The following is a 19,240-nucleotide window of genomic DNA, read 5'->3' as shown; positions in this document are numbered from 1 at the left end:
CCGGGGCGCTGCGCAAAAGCGGCCAAGCCTGGCCGCCGTGCTGGCAATCAGCTGTGGGACGCTTCCGAGGGATCGTTGCGCGAGTGCAGCCGGCGATACAAGTCGTCCACATGGCTGCGGCTGCTGCGCAGCTCTTCCCGGCCACGTTCCGTGATCAGGTAGACGCGCCCGATGCCGTCGCGCAGGACGCTTTCCATGTAGCCTTCCATCTGCAAGGCGCGCAGCAAGGGACGGACGGTGCCAATATCCACCTGGAAGCCGTACTCCATCAGCATCTCGGCGAGCATGGCCACGGTGGCCGGCACTTCGACGGCAAATTGGAGGACGTAAATGCGGGCTAGCAAGCCAAGGAACTGTCGTTTCATGACGCTGCAAACGCGTCATCTCCCATTGCGGTTGACGTTGATTTATAGTTGTGAACCGTGCGCCGCAAAAAAGAAGCCGCCACGTGAGTGGCGGCTTGTCGGGAATGCGTCGGAGGGGTCAATTAACTCTGGCGCAGATCAGATTTTAAAATAACTAAACGCGACTTGTCACGCAACTCGTGTAGCTGTCCCCTCGTCAGTAGGGTGTCAACGTCGTGATTCCGCTAAAAAGCGCATAAAACTTCGCTTTTTAGCGGCAATCTGGGGCAGGGAGATGTCCGAAACCAGCTTGCGGCCACTCTGGCGCCGGGGTTTAATCCGGGCACACCATCCTCGTTTTCTCCCCATGAAACCCTCCGACTTGATCCGCCTGCTCAGCCTTGCCGCCATCTGGGGCGCCAGTTTCCTGTTCCTGCGGATCAGCGCGCCGGTGCTTGGTCCCCTGACCGCCGCCTTTCTGCGGGTACTGATCGGGGCGCTGACGCTCGCGGCCTGCCTGGCGATGATGCGCGTGCGCTGGAACATGCGCGGCAAGTGGCGGCAGGTCATGGTGCTGGGCGTGATCAATTCCGGCATCCCTTTCGCCATGTACTCGTTCGCTGCGCTGTGGCTGCCGGCCGGCTACTCTGCCGTGTTCAACGCCATGACGCCGCTGATGGGTGTGCTGATCGGCGCGCTGTGCTTTAGCGAGCGCTTGACGCTGGCCAAGGCCGGCGGCGTCGTCCTCGGTGTTGCCGGTGTCGCGGTGCTGACCCGTACCGGACCGGTAGCGTTCTCGCCCCAGGTGTTGCTCGGCGCCGCTGCCTGCCTGGTGGCGACAGCATGCTACGGTCTGGCGGGCTTCCTCGCGCGGCGCTGGATCACCGCGCAGGGCGGTCTGGACGCGCGCCTGGTGGCAACGGGCAGCATGGTTGGCGCCACCCTGTTCCTGCTGCCCTTCAGCGCGGTTGCACTGATGCGCGAAAACACGCTGCCGGCCGCTGGCCCTGGCGTGTGGATGGCGATGCTGGGGGTGGGGATGCTCTGCACGGCGATTGCGTACATCCTGTACTACCGGCTGATTGCCGACCTGGGCCCGGTTCGCTCGCTGACCGTGACCTTCCTGATCCCGCCGTTCGGCATCGTCTGGGGTGCCATCTTCCTTGGCGAGCAATTGTCGTGGGCACACGCCGCCGGCGGAGCGCTGATCGGAATGGCCGTCTGGCTGGTGCTGCGGCCCGCCGCCCCGGCTACGGGCGCGACTGCGGTGGCGTCAGGGCCGGGCCGGCCCTGACGAGGGAAGGCTCGGCCACGTCGCTCATCCAGCTCATCTCGCCCTACCTGCGCTATCCGTACTACTCCTGCTTAGCGGAAACGGTAGGTCACGGCGCCCATGGTGGTCCATTGCTGGCGCCGCTCGGTGATCGGGCTGCTGGCCGCGTCGCCCTGCAGCCGGGCAAAGGTCACGGAGGCTAGCGCGGACCAGTTGCGCGAGATCTCGTAGGTGACGATGCCGTTTGCATGCCACTCGCGCAGACCAGCACCCACGGCGTGCGTCTGCAGGCCGGAACGCGCGCTCTGCTCCGCCGTGACGCCAAAGAATGTCTGCATGTACTTGCCGTTGGTCCAGGTCACCCCTGGCCCCAACGTGAACAGCCACTTACCGGCTGGCAGGCTGAACAGCACATCCCCATTCGCGATCAGGCCCTGGCCCTGGCCAGCGATATCCTGCGCCACGTCCGCCGAGAACGTCACGAACGACACCTGCGCCTGCGCGAATGCGCGCGCCCGCATGGTCATGTTGACGTCGCCCAGGCCCCTTAGCCGGCTGTCATTCTTGCTCTTGCGCCAGGTCGGGTCGAACTGGAAGTCGGCGCCGATCTGCCAGATGTCGTTGTTGAGCGCGTAGACCCCGAGCAGGTCGAAGCCGCGCGAGAAGAAGCGGCCGCCGTAGTCGATGTCCTGGTAGATGATCGGATAGACAAGCGTGCGGCGGGAGCCGGGGAAATCCGGCGCGGCGTACACGCCCGGGCCGGCCGAGATCTTCCAGTTACTGGCGGGCGCGGTGGTGGCCGGCACGTCAGGCGCTGCCCAGGCGGCTGTGGCGCCCAGGGTGAGGGCTAGAGCCAGAAGTGCGCGGCGGGGCGCGAAGGGGATGGGCATTTGGATGCGGAGCGGATTTGGGTGGGGCCGCGCTGAGCGCGGGGGCTAGCGGGGGATTTTAACTGGAGGGGGTGGGGGTGGGGGGATTTGGCAGGGTGGAAAGCGCTCACCCCTGTGCCTTAACGCAAGTGCTACCTGCGTGCGTGAACCGTGCCGGGGACTTGAGCCTGGCTTATGCCAGGCCCAAGCCCGGTTCGCCCGTGTTCATCCGCTCCACATTGAAGCGCTCCCTGACCATCACGACCACCCGGCGTGCCAGCGGCAAGCTCCGTATTGCTTCTTCCTCGCTCGTCCCCGGGAAATCGACCTCCGCGCTCCAGTTGCACCCCGTGTGGTCCGGCCGGTGCACGCACACGGCGTGCAGCTGGCAGCCGTGGCAGCCGGGTTGCGCATGCAGGCAATCGTTGAGCAGGCGCTTGAGTTCGGTCAGGGGCTTAGTCTGGCGATCCATGATGGACTCCGGTTGCGCACCGGCGCCCGCGACGGGCGGGGACGGGCGAGGCCGTGGTTCCGACAATGGGGGGCGGTGGAACGAGGGCCGTATCAGTTGATGGATTTGTCGGCTCGGCATTCAGGGCAAAGGCCGTATAGCACCAGCATGTGCTCGCGCAGCACGAAGGCATTGGCGCTTGCCACTTCGCGCTGGCGGATTTCGATGGCTTCGTCGCGGAATTCTTCCACGCGGCCGCAGGCCACGCAGATCAGGTGGTCGTGGTGGCCACCTTCGTTGAGCTCAAACACCGCGTGATCGGCTTCGAAGCTGTGGCGCAGCAGGATGTTGGCCTGCACCAGCTGGTTGAGCACGCGGTAGATCGTCGACAAGCCGGCATCCACTTCCTGAGCCAGCAGGATGCGGTAGACGTCTTCGGCGCTGAGATGGCGCCGTGGGCTGGCACGGAAGACTTCCAGCACGCGAACGCGCGGTGACGTTGCCTTGAGTCCGGCACGCTTGAGGTCAATGGGTTCGGTACTGTTGGGAGGCATCAGCATGCTGCGGCTTAGCGCCCGCATGGGGCGCATCAATCGGAAATGAAGCTGTCTGGGCCGGCTGCGCCGTCACGCGCATTGGGCGGACGTTCGCGATTCCAACCGTAGGCGTGCAGCGGGCGGCGTCCTGCAAGGAAGGCCGCACGCTGCTGCGAGCCGTGGTGCACGGCTCGCGGAATAAAAAAATGGCTTGGCTTGTCAGCCGAAGAGGCGATCGGGAAAGCGGGGTCTGGTTGCTTTCCCGATCCTCCGGTGACTGGCTACTGCCAAACGCTCCGCGGTACGGAGCGGTCCCCACAAAAGACGGTGATGGATGCCGCGTTGCGACATCTCAAAATTCTGGTTGCCTCGGACTTGCCGCTGGCCTTCCTGTGTTCTGGTGCCTGGCGCCGGGCCAGGCATGTCTTGCTTCCTTGCTTGCCTGCGTCAGTCAGTGAAGCCATAGTAAATGGGAATTAATCTCATTACAAGGAAAATTTTTCAACTTGTTTTGGAAGGGCTTTGCGGGTGGCGCGGCCACCAGCTGCGCGCAAGCGCGGGAGGAAACACGGGGGAAACGCGGAAAAAGAAAACGTGCGCCGGGCAAGCGGGGAAAGTCCCCGGCGCACGCGAAGCGCGCAGTCAAGCGCGCGATGGCGGCGCCCGGCATGCCGAGCCCGGGGCGCCGCTGGCTACTGCTGGTTACTGCCCTATGCGGATCTCAGGCGCCCGCCAGCCGGAACGTGCCAACGGCGCGGTGCAGCGCATCGGCCTGGTCTTCGAGGGAGGCAGCCGCGGCGGCTGCCTGCTCCACCAGCGCAGCGTTCTGCTGCGCCATCTGGTCCATCTGCGTCACGGCCTGGTTGACCTGCTCGATGCCGCCGGTCTGCTCTTCGGTGGCGGCGCGCATCTCGCCCATCAGGTCGGTCACGCGCTTGACCGCTTCCACGATCTCGTCCATCGCTTGCCCCGCGGTTTCCACCAGCGCCGAGCCATCATCCACCCGCTGCGCGGAGTTGCCGATCAAGGCCTTGATCTCCTTGGCGGCGGTAGCGCTGCGCTGCGCCAGGCTGCGTACCTCGCCGGCCACCACCGCGAAGCCGCGGCCCTGGTCGCCCGCGCGGGCGGCTTCCACCGCCGCGTTGAGCGCCAGGATATTGGTCTGGAAGGCGATGCCCTCGATCACGCCGATGATGTCGACCACCTTGCCGGAGGCGGCCTTGATCTCGCCCATGGTGTTGACCACCTTGCCCACGATGACGCCGCCGCGCACCGCGATCTCCGATGCGCCCTCGGCCAGGCGGCTGGCCTGGCGCGCGTTGTCGGCGCTCTGGCGCACGGTGCCGGTGAGCTGCTCCATGCTGGCCGCGGTTTGCTCCAGCGACGCCGCTTGCTCCTCGCTGCGGCGCGACAGGTCGGCGTTGCCGGTGGCGATCTCCCTGGCCGCTCCGGCAATCGAATCCGCCGAGCCGCGGATGCTGCCGATAGCGCCGGTCAGGCGGGTTTGCATCTGCTGCATGGCGAACAGCACGCTGTGGTTGTCGCCGGGCGCGGTGTGCACTTCGCTGGCCAGGTCGCCTTCGGCGATGCGCGCGGCGATGCGCGAAGTCAGCGCCGGCTCTCCGCCCAGCTGTTTATGCAGGCTGTTGGCGATGCGCAGCACCACGACAGTCATCACCGTGCCGATGCCCAGCAGCAAGGCCAGCGACTTGAGCAGCGCCCGGTGGAACGCCGCGTCGATATCGTCCAGGTAGACCCCGGCGATGAAGTTCCAGTCCCACGGCTTGAAGTTCGCCACGTAGCTCAGCTTGGGCTGCGGCGCCTCGGCGCCAGGCTTGGCCCACAGGTATTGCACGTAGCCCTGTCCCGCGCCCTTGCCGATCGCGGCGATATCGCGGAACAGATACGTGCCCTTCGGGTCCTTGGTGTCTTCCATGTTCTTGCCGTTCATCTCCGGTTTGAACGGGTGCATCACCACGACCGCGTTGGAGTGCATCAGGGTGAAGTAGCCGTCCTCGCCGAAGCGGATGGCGCGCACGCGCTCCAGGGCCTGCTGCTTGGCGTCTTCCATCGGCATCTTGCCGCTGCGCCCCAGTGCCTCGTACGACTGGACCATGGACAGCGCGGTTTCGGTGACGTGCGCCAGGTCGAGCTTTCGCTCCGCCAGGCGCAGCTCGCGCATCTGCCAGGCGTCCCATAGCGTCAGCCCGAGCAGGCAGACCCAGCTCAGCAGCAATGGCAACAGCAATTTTTTCCTCAGGCTCAGGCGCTCCAGCATTCTCTCTCCCCTTTTTTCTAGCTATGGATTTACAGCACTGCTGACGCCATATCGGCGGCCCGGAGGACAAACTTGACGACCGCTCGCTAGGGGATTTCCTCAGGTGCAGCAAGGCTTTCAGGGGAATTTGGCAGTGACGTGCTTGCAACCGCACAAACGCGCTTTGCGCTGCGGATGACGCTGCACTTAGCGGCGCGCGCCGGGCGTGTAATGGAACGTAACGCCAGCTCGCCAGCGCAAGCATTGCGATTTCAAATGAGAACCATTATCCTTTCGCCTTATTTGCCTGGACCGTCACCTGGCATGGGGCGCGGCACTTTCGCGCGGACGCGGCAAGCTGACCAGTGAGGCACCGGAGAAGCAGGTTGCCGGGCGCCGGAAGATCAACAAACATGACTGAAACATCGCTAGGGGCAGGCCAGCAGCGCCGGGCCTTCTGGCTCAAACACCTGCATCAGTGGCACTGGATCAGTTCGGCAATGTGCCTGATCGGCATGCTGCTGTTTGCCGTCACCGGCTTCACGCTCAACCACGCTGGCCAGATCGAGGCCCGCCCGCAAGTGGTCACGCGCACGGCGAGCGCGCCGGCCAGCCTCACGGCGGCCTTGCGCAAGGCCACGCATGGCGACAAGGGCCCGGTGCCGGCGGCGCTGGCCGACTGGCTGTCGCAGGAACTCGATATCGACGCCCATGGCCGTGAAGCCGAGTGGCAGGCCGATGAGATCTATGTCGCATTGCCGCGCCCGGGTGGCGACGCCTGGGTCAGCGTGGCACTGGACAGCGGCGAGGCTCAGTACGAGAAGACCACGCGGGGCTGGATTTCCTACCTGAACGACCTGCACAAGGGCCGCAACACCGGCCGCGCCTGGAGCCTGTTCCTGGATGTGTTCGCCGCGGCCTGCCTGATCTTCAGCGTGACCGGGTTGTTCCTGCTCAAGCTGCACGCCGGTGGCCGCATGGCGACCTGGCCGCTGGTCGGGCTGGGCCTGGTGGTGCCGCTGCTGCTGGCGCTGCTGTGCATCCACTAGCGATCACTAACGATCACCTGATCCCATTTACCGTTCAAAGACGAGGTCCCGTTATGCGCCGATTGCTTACCGTCACCCTTACCGGCCTGGCCGCGGCTCCGTTCGCCAGCCCGGCCGTCGCGGCAGAAATGAACGTCAAGGTGGAGATCCCGCGCCTGAACGTCGCGGAATACCACCGGCCCTATGTCTCGATGTGGATCGAGCGCGCCGACCAGAGCCCGGCCGCCACGCTGGCCGTCTGGTATGACGTCAAGCACAAGGACGGCGAAGGCACCAAGTGGCTCAAGGACATGCGCCAGTGGTGGCGCAAGGCCGGGCGCGACATGCAGATGCCCGCCGATGGCGTATCCGGCGCCACGCGCGCAGCCGGCGAGCACACGCTCACTTTCACGGACGCCAAGGCACCGCTGGGCAAGCTGCCCGCCGGCGAGTACCAGCTCGTCGTGGAAGCCGTCCGCGAGGTCGGTGGCCGCGAGCTGCTGCGCGTGCCCTTTGCCTGGCCGCCGAAGTCAGCCGCCTCGGCCAAGGCCAAGGGCGAGCATGAGCTTGGCGGCGTCTCGGTCGACCTGAAGCCCTGAGCCTCGAACCGATCCGATCCGATCAACCCGCCCTGCATTCAATAGCAAGAGGAATAGGAGCATGACGATGAAGACCTTCGCCACCAAACTGTCCGTCCAGGCCGCCGCGCTGGCCCTGGCCGCGCTGATGCCGCTGGCCGCCCACGCACACCGCCAGTGGCTGCTGCCGTCGGCGACCGTGCTGTCGGGCAGCGACCCTTGGGTGACCGTCGACGCCGCCGTGTCGAACGACCTGTTCTACTTCGAGCACGTGCCGCTGCGCCTCGACAACCTCGCCGTGACCGCGCCGGACGGCGCCGCGGCCAAGGTCGAGAACGCCAGCACCGGCCGCTATCGCAGCACCTTCGACGTGCACCTGACCCAGCCCGGTACCTACAAGGTGGCCATGGTCAACCACGGCCTGTTTGCCAGCTACAAGGTGGACGGCCAGGCCAAGCGCTGGCGCGGTTCGCCCGAAGCCTTCGCCAAGGAGGTGCCGGCCGGCGCGCAGGACCTGCAGGTGACGCAGGCCGACAGCCGCCTGGAAGCCTTCGTGACGGCGGGCAAGCCCACCGCCAAGGTGTTGCAGACCACTGGCCGGGGCCTGGAGCTGGCGCCCGTTACCCACCCGAACGACCTGGTCGCCGGCGACGCTGCCAGCTTCCGCCTGCTGCTGGACGGCAAGCCTGCCGCCAACGTCAAGGTAGCCGTGGTGCCGGGTGGCATCCGCTACCGCGACCAGTTGCAGGAAATGGCGTTCACCACCGACACCGACGGCAAGTTCAGCGTCAAGTGGCCGGCCCCGGGCATGTACTGGATGGAAGCCGAGGTGCGCGACGACAAGGTTGCCGTCAAGGAAGCCAAGACGCGCCGCGCCAGTTATGCGGCCACGGTGGAAGTGCTGCCGCAGTAAGCGCAATGCCACAGCAGCAGGCGGCGGCGCGTGAGCCCCGCCGCCTGCGCAAGTCCTGAGCCCCCAGCGGGCTCTTTGTGTTTTCGCCGTTTTCGTCCCCTGTCCGTCCCCTGTCCGTCTCCTATGCAGCGTGTCCTGGTTCCCCTTTCGCTTGGTGCCGTGCCGCCCGTGCCCGTCGCGACGTCACGCCTGTGCCGGCGGCAAGGCGAGACCATGGGCACCACGTGGTCGGTGGCCTGGGCCGCATCGCCCTCGGCAGCCGATCAGGACACGCTCGATGCCGGCATCCGCGCCGTGCTGGCCGAGGTCGTCGCGCAGATGAGCAATTGGGATGAAGCGTCGGACGTGAGCCGCTTCAACCGCGCCGCACCCGGCAGCTGGCAGGTGCTGCCAGCCGATTGCTTCACCGTGCTGAAGGCCGCGCTGCAAGTGGCGCGCGACAGCGGCGGCGCCTTTGATCCCAGCGCCGGGCCGCTGGTCGACCTGTGGGGCTTCGGCCCGGCGCCGCAGCGTGCCCAAGCGCCCGCGCTGGCGGCGCTGGAGCAGGCGCGCGCGCAATGCGCATGGCAGCACATTGCCATCGACGAGGCCGGCAGCCGTGTGCAGCAGCCCGGCGGCATCCGGCTGGATTTCTGTGCCATCGCCAAGGGCTTTGGTGTGGATGCGGTGTCGCGCTACCTGAGCGGGCTGGGCATCGACAGCCACCTGGTGGAAATCGGCGGCGAGCTGCGCGGCCATGGCGTCAAGCCCGACGGCATGCCGTGGTGGGTCGCGCTGGAAACGCCGCCGGGCGGTGGCGCGGCGGGGCACGAGACGCTGGTCGCGCTGCATGGCTTGTCGGTTGCCACCTCGGGCGACTACCGACGTTACTTCGATAGCGGCGGCCAGCGCTATGCCCACACGCTGGACCCGCGCACGGGCTATCCGGCCAGCCACGCGCTGGCCTCGGTCACGGTGCTGCATCCGCAATGCATGATGGCCGACGCGCTGTCCACCGCGTTGACCGTGCTGGGCCCCGAGGCCGGCATGGTGTTCGCCTGCCGCCATGCGCTGGCCGCGCGCTTCCTGATCCGCCGCAGCGACGGCTTCGACGAACGCTTGTCGCCGGCCTTCGAGGCCATGCTGTCATGACCACGCCTGATACCGCCTCCTCCCTGCCGATGGACTCGCCGGCCACGGCAAGCCCGGCCCGGCAGGGCCACGAAGGCCACGCCGGCGAATCCGGAAAATCCGGCGATTCCGGCGATTCCCGCATGCGCATCCGTGTCCTCGATGCCGTGACCCTGCTCGGCGTGCTGGCTGGCGTGGCTGGCAGCGCTCTGGGCTTTCTCGCGCCCAACCGCGCCGGCATGGCCGCCGGCGTGGTGACGGCCTATGCCGGATTCTGTGCCGCCGTGATCGGCCGGCATCGCCAGCGGCATGCGCGCGCCGGCCAGCTGTCCGCGGCCAAGGACGGCGCCACGGTCGTGGCCTACGCGAGCCAGAGCGGCTTTGCCGAGCAGCTTGCGCTGCAGACCGCGCAGGCGCTGCAGGATGCCGGCGTGAGCGCGCAGTTGCTATCGTTCGACCAGCTGGAGGCTGGGCGTCTTGCCCATTGCCGCCAGGCGTTGTTCGTGGTCAGCACCACGGGCGAGGGCGACGCGCCAGACAGCGCCTCGGGCTTTGCGCGCCGCCTGACGGCCGCCGCAGGCGCGGGCGGCTTGCGCGAGCTGCGCTACGGCATCCTCGCGCTTGGCGACCGCAGCTACGCGAACTACTGCGCCTTCGGCCACGCGCTGTCGGCATGGATGCAGCGCCAGCATGCGCAGGCGCTCTTCGACATGGTGGAAGTGGACAACGGCGATGCCGGGGCCCTGCGCCACTGGCAGAACCATCTCAGCGCGCTCGCCGGCGGCGCCGAAATCGCCGACTGGGAAAAGCCGCGCTACGCCGACTGGCGCCTGCATGAGCGCAGGCTGCTCAATCCCGGCAGCCCGGGCGCGCCGGCCTTCCACCTTGCGCTGGTGCCTGCCGTTGCCGACGGCGCGTTGTCGTGGCAGGCCGGCGACATTGCCGAGATCGGCCCCTGTCTTGCGCCGTCCGAGGTGGCGCGCGTGCTGGCAAAACTCTCGCTGGACGGTGACACCGCCGTGCGCTGCGATGGCGCACCCACCACACTGGCGCGGGCGCTCGCCACGCGCATCGTCCTGCCCGACCCGCATCTTGCCGCGCTGGCCGGCGTCACGCCACAACGGCTGGTGGATACGCTGCCGCTGCTGCCGCACCGCGAGTATTCGATTGCCTCGCTGCCGGGCGACGGGCAACTGGATTTGCTGGTGCGCCAGACGCGCCATGACGATGGCCGGCTCGGCCTGGCATCCGGCTGGCTCACCGCCCATGCGGAGCCGGGCGCGGGTATCGCCCTGCGCATCCGCACCAATCGCGGCTTTCATCCGCCCGCCGACGATCGCCCGCTGATCCTGATCGGCAACGGCACCGGCCTGGCCGGCCTGCGCGCGCACCTGAAGGCGCGCGCCGCGGCCGGGCATCATCGCAACTGGCTGCTGTTTGGCGAGCGCACCGCTGAGCACGACGCATTTCACCACGTTGAGCTCGCCGCATGGCAGGCCAATGGCGTGCTGCAGCGGCTGGACCTGGTCTACTCGCGCGATGGCGGGGCGCTGCATTACGTGCAGGACGCCATGCGCGCATCGGCCGGCGCATTGCGCGAATGGATCGAAGCCGGCGCGGCCATCTACGTTTGCGGCAGCCTGAAGGGCATGGCCGGTGGCGTCAACGCGGCGCTGTCGGACGCGCTGGGCGAAGAGGCCCTGCTGCGCCTGGGCGAGCAGGGCCGGTATCGGCGCGACGTCTACTGAGACTGCCCGGAAAATCGTCAGGCCGGCGCAGCGTCCTCTGCCACCTCCATCAGCGCATCCACCACCACCGCCCCGCCCTCGCTCACCATCACCGGGTTGAGGTCGATCGAGCGGATCGCGCCGTTGGCCTCATGCATCAGCTGGCCCACGCGCACGGCGATCCGGCACAGCGCCGCCACATCGACAGCCGGCTCGCCGCGCACGCCCGCCAGCAGCGGCGCAATGCGCAGGCCAGCCACGGCGCGCGTCACCGCGGCCTCGCTGCACGGCGCCAGCAGCACGGCCGTGTCGCGCAGCACCTCCACATACTTGCCGCCGTCTCCCACCAGCACCACCGGCCCGAACGCCGGATCCCAGTGCGCGCCCACCATGCATTCGCGCTGGCCGCGTTCCATGCGCGCCACCACCACGCCTTCGCAGGCCGCGCCGAGCTTGTCCAGGATGTCGGTCTGCGTGAGGAAGGCCTGCGCCACGGCATGTTCATCGTTGCAGTTCAAGGCGACAAGGCCGTGCTCGCTTTTGTGCGGCACTTGCGGCGAGCTGGCCTTGACTGCGACGGGTCCTTTCAGCTCGCGCCAGGCCGCGACCGCTTCGTCCACGCTCTGGCACAGCTTGTGCGCTACCACCGGGATGCCGGCCAACGCCAGGCGCGTGAGGCTCGCCGCCTCGCTCAGCGTGTGCCCGGTGGCGCTCGACGCAGCGCCCGCTGCATCGCCTGGCGCGGGCCGATGCGCGGCGACGGCCGTGTCTTCCGCGGCCACATCGCGCAGTTGCTGCTGGTGCGCGACCAGTTGCGCGAAAGCTGCCAGCGCCTCGGCGCCGCTGGCATAGGTGGGCACGTTGGCCGCGCGGAACGCCGCTGCCACCGGTGCCTGCCAGGCCGCCACGGCAATCGGCTTGCCGGCGCTGTCGGCAAAGCTGGCGGCATCGCGCGCAAAGCGCGGCAGGTCGTAGCCCATGCCCGCCACCGGGATATCGAGCAACAGCAGGTCGGCGGCCGGGTCGGCGGCCACCACCGGCAGCACGTCGCCAAACAGCCCGCTGTTGGTCAGCAGCGCGGCGGTGACATCGACCGGGTTTGCCGTTGAGGCGAAGCCGGGCAGGCGCTGCGCCAGCGCTGCCTGCGTGGCCTGCGACAGCGGCGCCAGCGCAAGCCCGAGCGGCTCCGCCGCGTCGGCCGCCATCACGCAGCTCGCGCCGGAATTGCTCACCACCACCAGCTGCCGCCCGCTTGCCTGCCAGCCGCGCAGGTAAAGCGGCGCACAGCGCGCCAGCGCGTGCGCATCATCCACGCGGCAGATGCCGTGCCGCGCCAGGAAGGCTCCCACCGCGCGGTCTTCATTGGCGATGGCGCCGGTGTGCGACGCCGCCGCGCGCTGGCCCGCGCTGGAGCGGCCCGCCTTGACGGCAACGACGGGCACGCCGCGGCGGCGCGCCACCGCCGCGGCTTGCGCCAGCACGGCCGGATCGGTCAGGCTCTCCAGGTACAGCAGGATCAGTTGCACATCGGGATCGTGCGCCACGGCCAGCGCCAGCTCGCTCACCGTGATGTCGGCCTCGTTGCCGGTGGCGTGCATATGGCGCACGCCGATGCCCTGGCCGCGCAGCAGGCCGTAGACCATGGCGCTGACGCCGCCGCTCTGGCTCACGACGGCCACCGGGCCATCCAGCGGCGGCACTTCGATAAACATGGTGGAGAAGCTGGCAATGGTGCCGGTGCCGAAGTTGGCCAGGCCCTGGCTGTTCGGGCCAACCAGGCGCAGCCCCGCGCCGGCGGCAACCCGCACCATCTCGTCCTGCTGGCGGCGGCCTTGCTCGCCGGCTTCACCGAAGCCCGAGGCGATCACGATCGCGGCCGCCACGCCCAGCCGCGCGCAATCGCGCACCGCCGACACGGCTGCGTCGCCGCCCACCACGATGATGGCCAGCTCCGGCACTTCGGGCAGTGCATCGAGCGAGGCAAAGGCGGGCAGCCCCTGGATGGTGTCGCGCTGCGGGTTCACCGGGAAAAGCTTGCCGGCGTAGCCATGCTCGCGCATGTAGTAGATGGGCCGGCCACCGATCTTGTGGATATGGTCGGAGGCGCCGATCACCGCGATCGAGCGCGGCGCCAGCAAGGCTTGCAAGGTCTGGTTCATGATGAATTCGATCCGGAATCAAAGGCCGGCATGCCCGGCTTCTGGGAACTGCGTGAATGGCTCAATCGATGGTGGCGCCGGAGGCCTTGGCCACCTTGCCCCATTTGTCGATCTCCCGGTTCAGGAACTGCGCCGTGGTGCCAGGCGCCGTCCATTCCGCGGCGAAGCCCTGCGTAGCGAACTTGGCGCGTACATCGTCCTGTTCAAGCACGGCCTTCAGCGCGCTGCTCAAGGTGGCGATCACGGCCTGTGGTGTCGCCGCCGGCGCGAGCAGGGCATTCCACGCGGTGGCTTCGTAGCCGGGCAGGCCAGCCTGCGCCATGGTGGGCACATCGGGCGCGGCGGGCGAGCGGGTCGCCCCGGTGATCGCCAGCGCGCGCAGCCGGCCCTCGCGCACGAAGGGCATGGCGGAGAGCATGGTGTCGAACATCACCGTGGCCTGCCCGCCCATCACATCGGTGAGCGCGGGCGCGCTGCCCTTGTACGGCACGTGGGTCATGTGCGTGCCCGCCATGCTGTTGAACAGTTCGGCGGCGAGGTGCGTGGACTGGCCGTTGCCGGAGCTGGCAAAGCTGACTTGTCCCGGCCTGGCCTTGGCCAGCGCGATCAGCTCCGCGACATTGGCCGCCGGCGTGGCGGGCGCCGTGACCAGCACCAGCGGGCCGCGCGTCAGCAGCGAGACCGGGGCGAAGTCCTTCTGCGTGTTGTAGCCGGGCTTGGTGAACAGCGTCATGTTGATGGCGTGCGCCGTGGTCGCCACCAGCAGCGTGTAGCCATCCGGCGCGGCCTTCGCGGTGGCCTCGGCACCGATATTGCCGCCCGCGCCGGGCCTGTTCTCGATCACCACGGGCTGCTTGAGCTGCGCCGACAATTTCTGCCCGACCACGCGCGCCACGATGTCGGTGGGGCCGCCGGGCGGGTAGGGCACAACCAGCCGCACCGGACGCGTCGGCCAGTCCTGCGCGCGTGCGCCGGGCGCGGCCAGCAGCACGGCAGCCATTGCCATCGCGCCCATCAGCAGGGCGCGCGCGGGCCGCCGAAGCGGCAAGGTTCGGACCATGTTGGTCTCCTGGGTGTCGATGTGTGTTGCTGCGTCGAGCCGCGTCGTGTTACGCCAGGCCATGCGGCTATTCGCGCTGGAAACGCAGCAGCGTGCGCCCGCCATGGCGCATGAATCCCGCGCGCACGCGCTCGCCGATCGTCACGCCGGGCTCGGCATGCGCCATGACGCGCGGGCCTTCGTCAAGCGTGGCCAGCACCAGCGTGTAAGGCGCCAGCGCGCGGAAATCCTCGGTGGGCGCGCGCGCGACTTCGGTGACGCTGTGCACGGTAGCGCTGCCCGTGGCGTCGCGCCACGCCAGCCGCGTGCTGCCGCAAGCGCGGCACGCATGGCGCTGCAGCGGTTGCCACGCAGCGCAGTCCTCGCACGCCTGATAGCGCACCACGCCTGCGTCGAGGCCTGCCTGATAGGGATGGTCAGTGCTCATGGCGATGTCCTTGGCGAAGGCGCGAAGCGGCGGGTATTGCAAGCGTTCTCATGCTGCCTCCAGCACCAGGCTCACGTGCGAGGACAACACCCCGCCATCCGCGTGAAACAGCGCGCGCTTGCGCGGCGGCAACTGGCGCGCGCCAGCCTTGCCCGCAAGCTGCCGTGTGGCTTCCGCCAGATGCATCAGCCCGCCGGCCACGCCCGAGTGCCCGAAGGCAAGCAGGCCGCCGTGCGTGTTGAGCGGCAGCGCGCCGCCGCGCGCAAAGTCGCCTGCCGCAAGCCGCTGCGGCGAGCCGCCGCGCGCGGCGATGCCAAGCTCTTCCAGCAGCATGGCCAGCGTGATCGTGAACGAGTCGTAGATCGCCAGGTAGTCGATCTGCCCGACCGTATTGCCCGCTTGCGCGAGCGCGCGCCGCGCGGCGTCGGCGGCGCCGGTAGCCAGCACGCTGTCGAGCGCGCACAGATGCTGGTGGCGATGCGCCTGCCCCGCACCGGTGATGCGCACGGGTGTGCCGCCGCCCGGCTCGGCGGACACCACCAGCGCCACCGCGCCATCGGAGATCGGGCAGCAGTCCGACAACCGCAGCGGCGTGGCGATGGGCTTGGCGGCGCGTGCCGCATCCAGTGTGAGCGGCTCGCGCAGGTGCGCATCGGGGTGTCCCGCCGCGTGCTCGCGCATCAGCACCGCGAAGCCGCTGAGCGCGTCGGCGTGCATGCCGGTCTCGGCCAGATAGCGCGAGGCCAGCAGCGCGTAGTAAGCCGGCACGGAGGCGCCGTTGGGCACTTCCATGTCCGGCTCGCCAACCTGGGCCAGCGTCTGGATGGACTGGTCGCGGCTCTGGCCGGAGAGGCGGTTCTCGCCGGCCACCACCAGCACGTTGCGGCAGCGCCCGGCGCCCACCAGCTCGCGCGCCAGCATGGCCATCACGCCGCCGGTGGCGCCGCCGGAGGCCACGCCGTGCGCGTAGGCGGGATCGAGCGAAGCGTACTCGCAAAAGCGCGTGGCCAGCATCAGGTGCGGCAGCGTGGTGGCATAGCCGCACAGCACGCCGTCGATGTCGGCGCGGGCCAGGCCCGCGTCGGCCAGCGCGGCGTCGGCGGCCTGCGCCATCAGCGTCAGCGGCGTGCTGCCCTCGACCCGGCCAAAGCGCGTATTGCCCGCGCCGCGCAGGTAAGCTGCGTGTTGCATGGTGCCTCTCTTAGTACTTCGAATACTCCAAATACTTCAAATACGGCAAATGCTTCAACGCTTGAGCAGCGGGCACTGCGACTTGGCCACCGGCATGAAGGCCTGGTCGCCGGGCACCGTGGCCAGCAGCTTGTAGTAGTCCCACGGGTACTTCGATTCGGCCGGCGTCTTGACCTCGAACAGGTACATGTCGTGGATCATGCGGCCGTCCTCGCGGATGCGGCCGTTCTTGGCGAAGAAGTCGTTGATCGGCATCGCCTTCATCTGCTTCATGACGGCAGCGGTTTCGTCGGTGCCTGCGGCCTGGATCGCCTTGAGGTAATGCATCACCGACGAATAGGTGCCGGCCTGGCTCATGTTCGGCATCTTCTTGAGCTTCTCGAAGTAGCGGCGCGACCACGCGCGCGTGGCGTCGTTCATGTCCCAGTAGAAGCCTTCGGTCAGCAGCAGCCCGGATGCGGTCTTCAGGCCGATGGCGTGGATGTCGTTGATGTACAGCAGCAGCCCCGCCATGCGCTGGGCGCCGCCCTTGGTCAGGCCGAACTCGCTGGCCGCCTTGATGGCGTTGACGGCGTCGCCGCCCGCGTTGGCCAGGCCCACCACCTGTGCCTTGCTGGCCTGGGCCTGCAGCAGGTAGGAAGCAAAATCGCTGGCGCCGATCGGATGGCGCGCCGCGCCGAGCACCTTGCCGCCGGTCTCGTTGATCACGGTGGTGGCGGATTCCTGCAGCGTGTGGCCGAAGGCGTAGTCGGCGGTCAGGAAGAACCACGTCTTGCCGCCGCGCTGCACCACCGCGCGCGCGGTGGAATTGGCCAGCGCGTAGGTGTCATAGGCGTAATGCACCGAGACCGGCGTGCACAGGTCGTTGGTGATGCGCTCGGTGCCGGGGCCGGAGAACACCACGATCTTGTTCTTCTGCTTGGCGACCTCCAGCACCGCCAGCGCCGGTGCCGAGGCGGCCACGTCCAGGATGGCGTCGACGTGCCCCGTATCGAACCATTCGCGCGCCTTGCTGGCGGCGATGTCGGCCTTGTTCTGGTGGTCGGCCACCACCAGCTCGATCTTCTTGCCCAGCACCTTGCCGCCAAAATCGTCGATGGCCATCTGCGCGGCGGTGGCGCTGCCGCGCCCGGTCACGTCGGCGTACAGGCCGCTCATGTCGAGGATCAGGCCGATCTTGACCTCGTCATCGGAAATGCCGGCCTTGGCCGGCTGCGCATTGGCCTGTCCTGCGCCGCACAGCAGCGCGGCGGCGATGGCGAGCGCGCCCAGCGGGCGGCGCAGCAGCGAGTGGTTTCGGTTCATGGTGGTCTCCTCCAGCTTTGTCTTGTTGACGTGCTTTCTTGTTGGTGCCTACACGGTAGCGATCGGTGTGGTGGGCGAGCCCACAGCGCCCGGCAGCCGCAGCGGCGGCGCGGTCAGCATGAAACGCGAGCGCTGGTTGGCACGCAGCCACTGCGCGAGCTCCTTCAGGTACCAGAGCTCGCCCAGCGGCAGGCCGAGCTTGAACAGGCAGTGATGGTGCAGCGGCAGCAGCGGATGATTCGGCTGGTCGGCCGGCGCGGGCCGCGCGGGATAGCGCTCCACCGCATAGTTGTCGGCGATCAGCGCGGCGATGCCCGCATCGGTGATCCAGTTCAGCAGGCGGTCGTCGCGGCCGTCGAGCGCGCAACAGCTGTGATGCAGCACGGCTTCGTCCGGCTCGCGCTGCATCGACAGCACCACTTCGGCAAAGCCCGTGCGCAGCAACAGCATGTCGCCGGGCTCCACCTCCACCCGGTCGGCCTCCAGCACGTGCATCAGGTCGTCGTAGCCCACGTTGCGGAAATCCTGGCCAAAGGCATTGGCCAGGTCCACCAGCACGCCGCGCCCCTGCATGCCCTTGACGGCGAAGTTCTCGATGCCGAGCGCGCGCGCCTCGCTGTGGTCGTGGCCGCAGGCGTGCGCGGCAAAGTGATCGTCCTCCGCGTAGTCCACCGGGCCCACGATGTGCTCGTTGGCGCGATAGCCGTTGTAGTAGACGCGCTCCGGGCGGCCATCGCCATCCGCATCGAACAGCGCGCCCACATGGGCGAGCGAGTCCCACTGCGTGGAGTACTGCAGCGAGAGCAGCACCTGGTCGTCGCTGATCACATCGGTGGCGGTTGGGTTGACCTTGGCCAGCGGGAAGTTCACATAGGGTATGTCGTCGCGGAAGGTGGGGCGCAGCACCGGCGGATGGCGGCGCGGGTTGAGCTTGTTGCCGCCGGGATAATCCAGCGGCAGCGACAGGCAGAACGACAGCCCGGCTTGTATCTCGCGCGCGCCCTTGCGCACCTGCTCGGCGCCGATCAGGTTGACGCGGCCAAGCTGGTCGTCGGGGCCGAAATCGCCCCAGTTGGAACCTTGTGGTCGTTGCTTCCAGCGCATGCTCAATGTCTCCGGTTACAGGTCGGTCGTGGTGGTTCGCTGCGTCTTGCGCGCAGTCGGGATCTTGGCCGTTGGTGTGGCGCTGGCCAGGGTGGCGTTGCGCCGGCGTGCCGCCGCCGAGTTGGGCGCCGGCGGCGTCCAGGCGGCGCAGACGGTTTCGGCTTCGCGGCGCAGCGCGCGCGCGAGCGCGGGCTCGCGCTCGGTGATGCGCTCATTGAGCGCGGCGATGCTGATGGCGCCAAGCGGGTAGCCATCCGGGTCCGGCAGCGCAACGGCAATGCCGCCCATGCGCTCCACCACCACATCCAGCAGTACCGCGTAGCCGCGCGCGCGGGTGGCCTCCACCTCGCGCAGCAGCATCGCCGCGCTGATGCGCGGATAGCGCTTGAGCGCGGGTGCGATTGCGTGCAAGGTGGCTTCCACCTCGGCATCGGGCAGCGCTGCCAGCAGCGCCAGGCTGCCCGCGCCGACGCCAAGCGGGCGCCGGCTGCCCACGTCGAGATAGTTCGCGCGGATCGGGAAGGTGCCGGGGCGCAGTTCCAGGCAGACGGATTCCCAGCCGCTTGGCACGGACAGGATGGTGGTGTCCTCGAAGGCTTGGGCAAGCCGGATCAACGCCGGCCGCACGCTGGCGCGCGGGTCGATGCGGCGCACGCTGGCCGCGCGCAGCGCCAGCCATTCGGGGCCCAGCGTGAACGCCTTGGTGTCGGGGTCACGCTCGATAAAGCCTTCGGCCGCCAGCGTGTCCAGCAGGCGCAGCGCCGAGGCCTTGTCGACGCCAGCCGCCACGGCCAGGTCGGTCAGGCGCGTATTGCGCGCGTCCGACAGCACGCGCAGCAGCCTGCAGGCCTTCTGGAGGGAGGTAGTCGGTACCGTCACGCGAGCGCACTCCGGAGTCGGCCGATTTC

The 19,240-nt window shown here is 68.3% G+C and carries 18 protein-coding genes; 6 read left to right on the top strand and 12 right to left on the bottom strand.

The annotated features are described in order from the left end of the window. Window positions 1-47 precede the first annotated feature (47 nt). The gene (locus AC1DS3_RS00185) at window positions 48-365 is read right to left on the bottom strand and encodes a PadR family transcriptional regulator (RefSeq protein ID WP_183034679.1); all 318 of its coding nucleotides are present in this window, start codon (window positions 363-365) and stop codon (window positions 48-50) included. A gap of 346 nt (window positions 366-711) precedes the next feature. Here AC1DS3_RS00185 and AC1DS3_RS00180 point away from each other — a divergent pair, with 346 nt between their 5' ends. Continuing rightward, a complete protein-coding gene (locus AC1DS3_RS00180; protein WP_441632483.1) occupies window positions 712-1,638 on the top strand; it encodes a DMT family transporter in 927 nt (308 codons plus the stop codon). Between the two features lie 71 nt (window positions 1,639-1,709). On the opposite strand, the gene AC1DS3_RS00175 is transcribed toward AC1DS3_RS00180, so the two are convergent. The 4 genes from AC1DS3_RS00175 to AC1DS3_RS00160 form a co-directional block, all read right to left on the bottom strand. After that, complete coding sequence (locus AC1DS3_RS00175) at window positions 1,710-2,507, bottom strand: MipA/OmpV family protein (protein ID WP_441632481.1); 798 nt, start codon at window positions 2,505-2,507, stop codon at window positions 1,710-1,712. A 172-nt stretch (window positions 2,508-2,679) separates the two neighbouring features. Next, window positions 2,680-2,958 (bottom strand): hypothetical protein, encoded by a 279-nt coding sequence (locus tag AC1DS3_RS00170; protein ID WP_441632479.1) that lies wholly within the window; start codon window positions 2,956-2,958, stop codon window positions 2,680-2,682. 92 nt (window positions 2,959-3,050) lie between these two features. Further along, the gene (gene fur / locus AC1DS3_RS00165) at window positions 3,051-3,497 is read right to left on the bottom strand and encodes a ferric iron uptake transcriptional regulator (RefSeq protein ID WP_441632477.1); all 447 of its coding nucleotides are present in this window, start codon (window positions 3,495-3,497) and stop codon (window positions 3,051-3,053) included. A 697-nt stretch (window positions 3,498-4,194) separates the two neighbouring features. Continuing rightward, complete coding sequence (locus AC1DS3_RS00160; protein ID WP_441632475.1) at window positions 4,195-5,751, bottom strand: methyl-accepting chemotaxis protein; 1,557 nt, start codon at window positions 5,749-5,751, stop codon at window positions 4,195-4,197. A gap of 392 nt (window positions 5,752-6,143) precedes the next feature. Here AC1DS3_RS00160 and AC1DS3_RS00155 point away from each other — a divergent pair, with 392 nt between their 5' ends. The 5 genes from AC1DS3_RS00155 (at window position 6,144) to AC1DS3_RS00135 (ending at window position 11,107) form a co-directional block, all read left to right on the top strand. Beyond that, a complete protein-coding gene (locus tag AC1DS3_RS00155) occupies window positions 6,144-6,779 on the top strand; it encodes a PepSY-associated TM helix domain-containing protein (RefSeq protein WP_441632473.1) in 636 nt (211 codons plus the stop codon). Between the two features lie 53 nt (window positions 6,780-6,832). Further along, the gene (locus tag AC1DS3_RS00150) at window positions 6,833-7,357 is read left to right on the top strand and encodes a DUF2271 domain-containing protein (protein WP_441632471.1); all 525 of its coding nucleotides are present in this window, start codon (window positions 6,833-6,835) and stop codon (window positions 7,355-7,357) included. 67 nt (window positions 7,358-7,424) lie between these two features. After that, window positions 7,425-8,249 (top strand): DUF4198 domain-containing protein, encoded by an 825-nt coding sequence (locus AC1DS3_RS00145; protein WP_441632841.1) that lies wholly within the window; start codon window positions 7,425-7,427, stop codon window positions 8,247-8,249. Window positions 8,250-8,372: 123 nt separating this feature from the next. Then, window positions 8,373-9,380 carry an FAD:protein FMN transferase gene (locus AC1DS3_RS00140; protein WP_441632469.1) on the top strand — a complete coding sequence of 336 codons (1,008 nt, stop codon included), beginning with the start codon at window positions 8,373-8,375 and terminating at the stop codon, window positions 9,378-9,380. Between the two features lie 122 nt (window positions 9,381-9,502). Then, complete coding sequence (locus AC1DS3_RS00135) at window positions 9,503-11,107, top strand: sulfite reductase subunit alpha (RefSeq protein WP_441632839.1); 1,605 nt, start codon at window positions 9,503-9,505, stop codon at window positions 11,105-11,107. A gap of 17 nt (window positions 11,108-11,124) precedes the next feature. On the opposite strand, the gene AC1DS3_RS00130 is transcribed toward AC1DS3_RS00135, so the two are convergent. The 7 genes from AC1DS3_RS00130 to AC1DS3_RS00100 form a co-directional block, all read right to left on the bottom strand. Beyond that, entirely contained in the window at window positions 11,125-13,245 is a 2,121-nt protein-coding gene (locus AC1DS3_RS00130) for an acetate--CoA ligase family protein (RefSeq protein ID WP_441632467.1), read from the bottom strand. A gap of 61 nt (window positions 13,246-13,306) precedes the next feature. Beyond that, window positions 13,307-14,305, bottom strand: coding sequence for a tripartite tricarboxylate transporter substrate binding protein (locus AC1DS3_RS00125; RefSeq protein ID WP_441632465.1), 999 nt, complete (start codon window positions 14,303-14,305; stop codon window positions 13,307-13,309). Window positions 14,306-14,372: 67 nt separating this feature from the next. Further along, window positions 14,373-14,732, bottom strand: coding sequence for a Zn-ribbon domain-containing OB-fold protein (locus tag AC1DS3_RS00120; RefSeq protein ID WP_441632463.1), 360 nt, complete (start codon window positions 14,730-14,732; stop codon window positions 14,373-14,375). Between the two features lie 48 nt (window positions 14,733-14,780). Beyond that, complete coding sequence (locus tag AC1DS3_RS00115) at window positions 14,781-15,923, bottom strand: thiolase family protein (protein ID WP_441632461.1); 1,143 nt, start codon at window positions 15,921-15,923, stop codon at window positions 14,781-14,783. Window positions 15,924-15,977: 54 nt separating this feature from the next. Next, window positions 15,978-17,228: an ABC transporter substrate-binding protein gene (locus tag AC1DS3_RS00110; RefSeq protein WP_441632459.1), complete on the bottom strand. Its 1,251-nt coding sequence runs from the start codon at window positions 17,226-17,228 to the stop codon at window positions 15,978-15,980. Between the two features lie 48 nt (window positions 17,229-17,276). Then, window positions 17,277-18,332, bottom strand: a complete 1,056-nt coding sequence (locus AC1DS3_RS00105; RefSeq protein WP_006159126.1) for a cyclase family protein — start codon at window positions 18,330-18,332, stop codon at window positions 17,277-17,279. A gap of 15 nt (window positions 18,333-18,347) precedes the next feature. Further along, window positions 18,348-19,211, bottom strand: coding sequence for an IclR family transcriptional regulator (locus tag AC1DS3_RS00100; RefSeq protein ID WP_441632456.1), 864 nt, complete (start codon window positions 19,209-19,211; stop codon window positions 18,348-18,350). Between the last annotated feature and the right edge of the window lie 29 nt (window positions 19,212-19,240).

The sequence above is a fragment of the Cupriavidus sp. 01L46 genome (genome assembly GCF_056399905.1).
This window is presented reverse-complemented; position numbering and strand designations above follow the sequence as displayed.

Bases quoted from the DNA above. Each gene is read 5' to 3' on its own strand.
- AC1DS3_RS00110 (WP_441632459.1), bottom strand. From the start codon at position 17,228: ATGAACCGAAACCACTCGCTGCTGCGCCGCCCGCTGGGCGCGCTCGCC.
- AC1DS3_RS00105 (WP_006159126.1), bottom strand. From the start codon at position 18,332: ATGCGCTGGAAGCAACGACCACAAGGTTCCAACTGGGGCGATTTCGGC.
- AC1DS3_RS00115 (WP_441632461.1), bottom strand. From the start codon at position 15,923: ATGCAACACGCAGCTTACCTGCGCGGCGCGGGCAATACGCGCTTTGGC.
- AC1DS3_RS00160 (WP_441632475.1), bottom strand. From the start codon at position 5,751: ATGCTGGAGCGCCTGAGCCTGAGGAAAAAATTGCTGTTGCCATTGCTG.
- AC1DS3_RS00145 (WP_441632841.1), top strand. From the start codon at position 7,425: ATGAAGACCTTCGCCACCAAACTGTCCGTCCAGGCCGCCGCGCTGGCC.
- fur (WP_441632477.1), bottom strand. From the start codon at position 3,497: ATGCTGATGCCTCCCAACAGTACCGAACCCATTGACCTCAAGCGTGCC.
- AC1DS3_RS00135 (WP_441632839.1), top strand. From the start codon at position 9,503: ATGCGCATCCGTGTCCTCGATGCCGTGACCCTGCTCGGCGTGCTGGCT.
- AC1DS3_RS00140 (WP_441632469.1), top strand. From the start codon at position 8,373: ATGCAGCGTGTCCTGGTTCCCCTTTCGCTTGGTGCCGTGCCGCCCGTG.
- AC1DS3_RS00150 (WP_441632471.1), top strand. From the start codon at position 6,833: ATGCGCCGATTGCTTACCGTCACCCTTACCGGCCTGGCCGCGGCTCCG.
- AC1DS3_RS00120 (WP_441632463.1), bottom strand. From the start codon at position 14,732: ATGAGCACTGACCATCCCTATCAGGCAGGCCTCGACGCAGGCGTGGTG.
- AC1DS3_RS00180 (WP_441632483.1), top strand. From the start codon at position 712: ATGAAACCCTCCGACTTGATCCGCCTGCTCAGCCTTGCCGCCATCTGG.
- AC1DS3_RS00155 (WP_441632473.1), top strand. From the start codon at position 6,144: ATGACTGAAACATCGCTAGGGGCAGGCCAGCAGCGCCGGGCCTTCTGG.
- AC1DS3_RS00185 (WP_183034679.1), bottom strand. From the start codon at position 365: ATGAAACGACAGTTCCTTGGCTTGCTAGCCCGCATTTACGTCCTCCAA.
- AC1DS3_RS00170 (WP_441632479.1), bottom strand. From the start codon at position 2,958: ATGGATCGCCAGACTAAGCCCCTGACCGAACTCAAGCGCCTGCTCAAC.
- AC1DS3_RS00125 (WP_441632465.1), bottom strand. From the start codon at position 14,305: ATGGTCCGAACCTTGCCGCTTCGGCGGCCCGCGCGCGCCCTGCTGATG.
- AC1DS3_RS00130 (WP_441632467.1), bottom strand. From the start codon at position 13,245: ATGAACCAGACCTTGCAAGCCTTGCTGGCGCCGCGCTCGATCGCGGTG.
- AC1DS3_RS00175 (WP_441632481.1), bottom strand. From the start codon at position 2,507: ATGCCCATCCCCTTCGCGCCCCGCCGCGCACTTCTGGCTCTAGCCCTC.